The sequence below is a fragment of the Helicobacter valdiviensis genome, from assembly GCF_003245365.1.
GTDB classification, from domain to species: domain Bacteria; phylum Campylobacterota; class Campylobacteria; order Campylobacterales; family Helicobacteraceae; genus Helicobacter_D; species Helicobacter_D valdiviensis.
In genome coordinates this window covers 1-6,510 of the sequence record NZ_NBIU01000049.1, presented here as the reverse complement: position 1 = coordinate 6,510, position 6,510 = coordinate 1, and the positions used below count along the sequence as shown (strand labels likewise).

4 protein-coding genes and 1 pseudogene are annotated in these 6,510 nt (G+C 28.9%); 2 read left to right on the top strand and 3 right to left on the bottom strand.

The annotated features are described in order from the left end of the window. A pseudogene (locus B6S12_RS09935) lies at positions 1 to 408 on the top strand (hypothetical protein); the annotation flags it as partial. Between the two features lie 499 nt (positions 409 to 907). Here B6S12_RS09935 and B6S12_RS11840 read toward each other — a convergent pair. The 3 genes from B6S12_RS11840 to tssM form a co-directional block, all read right to left on the bottom strand. Next, entirely contained in the window at positions 908 to 1,045 is a 138-nt protein-coding gene (locus tag B6S12_RS11840) for a GIY-YIG nuclease family protein (protein ID WP_220083651.1), read from the bottom strand. Between the two features lie 179 nt (positions 1,046 to 1,224). After that, entirely contained in the window at positions 1,225 to 2,115 is an 891-nt protein-coding gene (locus tag B6S12_RS09925) for a hypothetical protein (RefSeq protein ID WP_181451036.1), read from the bottom strand. 1 nt (position 2,116) lies between these two features. Beyond that, positions 2,117 to 5,644 (bottom strand): type VI secretion system membrane subunit TssM, encoded by a 3,528-nt coding sequence (gene tssM, locus B6S12_RS09920; protein WP_111230627.1) that lies wholly within the window; start codon positions 5,642 to 5,644, stop codon positions 2,117 to 2,119. 146 nt (positions 5,645 to 5,790) lie between these two features. Between tssM and B6S12_RS09915 the strand changes: the two genes are divergently transcribed. Beyond that, positions 5,791 to 6,306 carry an Hcp family type VI secretion system effector gene (locus B6S12_RS09915; RefSeq protein ID WP_111230626.1) on the top strand — a complete coding sequence of 172 codons (516 nt, stop codon included), beginning with the start codon at positions 5,791 to 5,793 and terminating at the stop codon, positions 6,304 to 6,306. Positions 6,307 to 6,510: the final 204 nt, after the last annotated feature.

Below are 6,510 nucleotides of genomic sequence, written 5' to 3'. Positions count from 1 at the left end.
TATAAAGCCCTAAGAAGTGATGTGGTTGAGGGTAAAATAAAAGATCCAAGAGATGTGGATTCTACTTATGAAAGCAGAAGGGAATTTGATCGTTATAGGGGAGGGTATTACAATGGTATGGTAAATGCTTATGGCTATGATATTCCAAATGATTTGAGCGAAGAAAGTGTGCAATTAAAAATAGATTCTATGATTTTAACTGCCAAACTTGCAGCCTTAACTCCTCCTCAAGGCTATCCTAATGCGCCTTATTATTTTACACCTGAAAACCTAGAATGGTATTATAAAAGACACAAACTAGACGCCAAACTTGATCCTAGAATCCCTGCTATTTATCGTTATAATTTCCCAGAAGATTTAAAAGAAAAGATAAAAGCCTATGCTAGAGAACATAATATTAAAGAATAATCCTTGTTGCTACTAAGAGCATATTAAGGAAAACTAAAGAAATTGTCTTAAAAGTTTATTATCTATCACTACAAGACTTACAAAAATAAGTCGTGGCAATCTTAAGGATTTATCTAGACTCTTGGTTGCTCTTTTAGATTACTTCGCTACGCTCGCAATGACAGTGAGAGACTTGCAATGATAATAGCTTGCTTCGTTGTCTTGCTCCTTACAATGACAGGAGAGGGAATTTACAAAGACAAGTTAAGATATTTTAGCTAAAGCCTTTAGAATGACAAGGTGCTGTTGCAAAAAAGTGAAGCAGTCTAAAAGATAATCAAGAGTTCAAATTAAATCCTCATATAAATCTTTCTATTGTGGAATTATATTGTTTATTAGCTCTTGTTCTTTATATGATTTCTTGCTTTTAGTTGTTTTACTCTTTGTATTATATTTTAAACATCATAAATTTCATAATATTCTAGTTTGTTAATTTTATATTTATTGGTAAAACTTTCTATTAATTTGTTTTTGTATTTGTAAATTCTTTTATTAAGTTATTTGTTGTGCCTATATATAGAGTTTCATTAGAATTATTAAAGAAAATATAGACATAGTATTGCTTATTTAATTTTAGCCTTTTTAGGTATTGTGGCATATTTTAGTTTTTTGGGGAATTAGATTGCCATGCAAATATTGCATATTTGTTTGCAATGATAGGGTGATTTGCATAATTATGGATCGCTTTACTATGCTTGTAGCGGCAAAGGGAGCAAGAAGAAAAGAATGAGAAATGAGGGAGGGATAAATTTTTGTAGTGAGTTTGGTATATAAAATCTAATTTTTTTTTCTGTATTTCTCCAATGCTTTTAGGGTTAGATTTTCAAATAAAAGCTTTTCTTCTTTTACATTACTTTGTAAAGCTACTTTGAGATATTTTATAAACATATCTTCTTCCATTTCTTCAAATATGGGGCTATAAAGTTCTTTTGTAATAAGGCTAAGCACTAAAAGATTAATAAGTTTGGTAGATTTTATAAGGGGGACTTCTGAAATGATGGCTTCTAAATCTTTTAGGCTTAAGTTTTCATAAATATCGTTGAATTTACTACTTTTTTGATTGCTTTGGATTTGTTTAAAAGTTTTGTCTAGTATTTTTAAAACATTTTGATAATCAAAATTGTTGGCATTTACTTTAGGTAGTGTTGTTAAAAAGCTGTCATCAAACTTTTTTTCTAAAAAGTCAAACTCTTTTTTGGTGTCTATTAGCTCCTTAATATCTTCTTTTTTGTTAAAATTTACACTTACTTGTCCTCTTGGCTTTAGCATTTCTTCTTGGAATTCTGGCTGTTTTTCTATGTCATTTATAATCTTTTTTTGATGGATTTTGCTCTCATCAATATCGCTTGGTTTTACAAAACGCAATATAAGGTTGCCTATTTTTGCGGTATCATTTAAATTAATGATTGTTCCATAGCCTCCACCCATTTGAGAATGGGATTTGTTATAATAAACAACGCAATTTGTCACAGGAGTAAGTGCAAAACAGCCTTCTTCAAAAGTTATTTTGATATGTTTTTCTTGAATTTGTCCTTGTTTATCTTGAATGCAGAATTTATTGTCCGTAGAATTGCCAATATAGCCTCCTGTTTTGTCAAAAACACAAGCATATTTTTCACTCACGCATTCTTCTATATTTTCAATGATAACACCTATTTCTTGATCCATATTATTCTCCAGTTGTAATATTTTCTATTATTTTAAAATCTTCTAAAAGCTGAATGATTGTGGTTAGATTATTTTTGCCATTAATGATTTCAAAATCAAAATATAATTTTTCATTATTGTTGAAAATTAAAGTATATTTGTCTTTGTTCTTTGTATTTTTGATGAATTTATACCAAGCCCATTCCCCTTTGTAAGTTTGATTATGACTTACTTGATAGGAGCCATAATTATAGGCATTGAAGTTTAAAAGAGTGGAAGGGCTAAACTGATCTGCTATGACATTAAGCTGTGTCTTTAAAGTATGATCGTATTTTAAAGAATTGTTTAAATAAGAAATTTCAAGATATGAAAAGTCTGCACTTAAATCAAGAGCTTTTAAAGTAAAATTGACTTTAATATTGTCATTTTGGCTAAGTATGAGATTAGATAAATTAGCGCTTTTTGTAATAAAGTTTAGAAAGTTTTCAGAGAAATTTAATTTGGCTCTATATTTTGGATTGATAGAATAGATATTTTTTCTTTTGATTAAAATATCATTAAGATATTTTTTGTAAAAACTATTTAGAGTTCCATTCTGTCCAAAGAAGTTTTTAAAGGTATCTAGGCTTAAATCTTCTGTGCTATCTTGATTAAAAGGATAAAAAGGTGCAATTTCATTAATAAAAGGCATATAAACTTCATTTTTCCAAGCAGTGTTGAATAAAGCAATTCCATTGTTTTCTATCAAATTCCAAGAGTAGTTAGAAAGTATTTCATAATATTGTTTGAGTGCATCTGGCATTTTTTTGATATCGTTACTAAAGGTTGTAAAAGGATCATCTACTTCTTTTGTTTTACCAAGTGCATAGGATATTTTTTCTTCAGCGCTTAGATTAGTGTTAGCAGTGAAGTTTATAATTTTATTTTTGATTTCTATAATATCCTTGCTTAAAATCTGCATTATATTTTCATTGCTAGAGTTTAGGCCTACTGCTGTTGCGCCACTTTTTAATAAAGAATTTTCATTAGCAATTTTATGATAAGGTTCAAAAATGTTGCTAATATTTGCAAAGTGGGTTTTGATTTCTCCTGCATTTAGGCCTAGCTTGTATGCTTCGCTTAGCAAAGAAACATCATTGATGTTTGTATTTTTACTCACAGTATTGATAAGGGCAGAAATGGGATTGTCTTTTTTGGCTAAAATATCTAGCTGATTTAGCATCGCTTCTTTGCCTTTATAGTTTTGTGGTTTTAAAGAAGCAAGTAGTTCTTGCCATTTTGTTTGGTATTCGTTTAAATAAAGTTCTAGTATTCCAAGCACAATGGTATTTTTGTTTTCTTGGGTGTTGGTAGGGTTATCAAGTAGCCATGCTTCTATGTTGATAGCATTATTTACTTCTGTATTGAGATTATTTAAAAATACAAGCATTCCTTCTTTGGTGTAGATTTTGTCAATTACAAAAACTTCTTTACTATTAGCAAATACACTATTTTGAGAATAGCCAAGTTCTTGGGAGATATAATATTTATCTTTTGCTTGATGGCTCTTTAGGAAGTCTAGTAAAATATATATTCTTTGTGTTTGGCTAATATTTTGTAATTTTTCAATGCTTAAGGTAATGCTTTCTTCGTTTATTTTGTAAGTGTTGGAATTTGTGTTTTTAAAGCTATCAATTCCGCTAAGAAAGCTATCTTTAGAAATTTTATATTTTTGTAAATAGTTCCAGTTTGCACTAATCCATCTTTTTAATAATGGTAAATTTAAATATTTGGGCTCAAAAAGACTTTTATACATATAGAGTGTTTTGATGATATTTTCATGATTGCTATCTGTTGATAAAATATTTTCCATTTCTTTAATAAGAGTATTTTTAAGCACATCTTCATTTAGAGTATAATAAAAATTATTAATTTCTTGAAAACCTTTATAAGAAAGATTTAGAGTTGGATATTTGAGTAAGTTTGGTGGATTGTCAAGCTCTTCGTAGGAAGCAAGAATGTTTCTTAGTTGTGTAAGCAATGTAGCTTTTTGCTCGATATCCATTGTGTTGTATTGGAAATTACCCAAAAGACTTTCTAAAGAATTTAAAACTATATTACTCTTTTCTTTTTCTAGGTTGCTTTTGTGAATAAAATAGTAAGAGATTGAATAAGTAGCAATGCAAACAAAAAGAGTAAGACTAAGCAAGGCTATTTTTTTGAAAAGATTTCTCGTGCTACCCAAAGAATAATCTTTGAAGATGACTTCTTCTAGAAGAGATTTCACAAAATAGCTTTTATTGTTGTAGTTTGGGGTTACTCTTGCAAGGGCTTGTTTGATTTTGTATTTGGAGCATATTGTATCAATAAGATGGTTTCTTGGTATATTTTCTTGATAGGCACTTACAAAATACACTCCACGCAGATATGAGCTATTTTTTTGCATATTTTCGTTTTGTAATTCTATGAGAAAATCACTTGCTAATGCAAACAAATTATCCATTTGCTTTATAAACCAATAGGTTTTGTTTTTGTCTTCAATAGAGTGGATATGAGTGTTTTTATTCATAAAGTTAAAAAGCAAAGAATTGCTAATTTCTTTAAAGGTTTGATGGATATAGTCATATTTTATAGGTTCTTTGAAGGATATGCCAAAGGTTTTGTGTGTAATTTTTTCATGATAAATCTCAAAAAACTCTTTCATACCCTCCATAAGATCTATTTTGGAAAACACTATATAAATGGGTAGTTTTAAATTTAAAGATTTTTCGCACTCATTAACCCTTTTTGTTAGATAGCGTATAAGATTGTGAGAATATTCTTTAGGATTGTTGATAAAGTTTAAAGTATCTATCACAAGAACAATACCATTTAATTTGCTGTGAAAGAAATTTTTATTTAAAAAGTTTAAAAAGTTTCTCCAGACATTCTTTTTTAGAATGTATTTTTCATTTTTACTTAAGTCATCTTCGGGCATTTCATCACTACTAGTGGGATTAAAAAACTCTTCTTGAGAAAAATAGTTGCCTTCTGTATCAATAATAGCGCCTTTCTTTGAAATATATAAAGCAAAATTTTGTGTGGATTGGTGCAATTTTTTATAAGACTGCAAACTATCGCTTAATGGGTATTCAATATCAGAGTAGTTGATAAAAGTGCTTTTTCCTGCAGATTCATTTCCAATAATAATAACTAGAGGCATATTTTTTATCTTGATTTCTTTTTTCCAAGTATCCTTGGCGTCTTTTAAAGAAATAAAAAAATTTCTTTTTGCTCTATAGAGAAATTGATCTGCTTCTTTTTGTAACTGTTTTAATTGTGCTCTTTTTTCACTTTTAAGAGAGGTGATAAAATTAATAAGAGGCTTTAGCAAAAAGAACAAAAATACACATATCCAAATAATAAAAATAATTCCAAATCTTAAATAAGGGCTACTAAAAATATAAACATCATTAAAAGCTATCAAAGAACCCCATAGCCAAAATGCAAAACATATAAAGAATAGGAGAAATAAAGAGAGAATACAAAGAAATAATTTAGATTTTATAAAACTAATAATCTTGCTAAACATGGTGGGTTTCCTCACTTTAAACTTTATATATTTCTTAATATTTTAACTAGAAATAAAATTTTAAAAATTTGCATATTTTATTCTAAAAAAATTAAAAAAATGCTAATATTATTGACACAAAAAATAAAAATCGTAAAGGAGAATTTATGGCACAGCCTGCATATATTAAAATTGAAGGTTCAACCCAAGGTTTAATTACAAGTGGAGCTACCACAGAAGCAAGTGTTGGCAATCGCTACCAAACAGGACATGAAGATGAGATTATGGCTCAAGAAGTTTCACATATTGTAACTGTTCCAGTGGATCAACAAAGCGGACAGCCATCAGGCCAGAGAGTGCATAAACCTTTTACTTTTACTTGTTCTTTAAATAAAGCAGTTCCATTACTTTATAATGCACTTACTAAAGGAGAAAGGCTTACTAATGTTGAAGTGCATTGGTTTAGAACTTCAACCAATGGAGATAGTGAGCATTTCTTTACTACAAAGCTAGAAGATGCAATTATTACAAATATTGAACTTATTATGCCAAATGCTCAAGATAAAGCAAACCATGACAAAACAGAGCTTTTTAAAGTTTCTCTAAATTATAGAAAAGTTGTATGGGAACATACAGTAGCAGGAACAAGTGGCAGTGATGACTGGAGAGGAAGCAAAGCATAAGCTTTGCTTTTTTTGTTTTTAAGTAAGATAAAACTTTGTTTATTTTACTTAAAAACATATTAAGAGTTAAATGTTTTTAATCTATAAGTAAAGTTTTTAAATCTCTTTAAGAATTTTAGAGAAATTTTATTTTAAAGGTCTCCCATGCACACCAGCAATTCCTACCTCTCCTTAATCATTGATACTTCTTCTAATAATTCTACT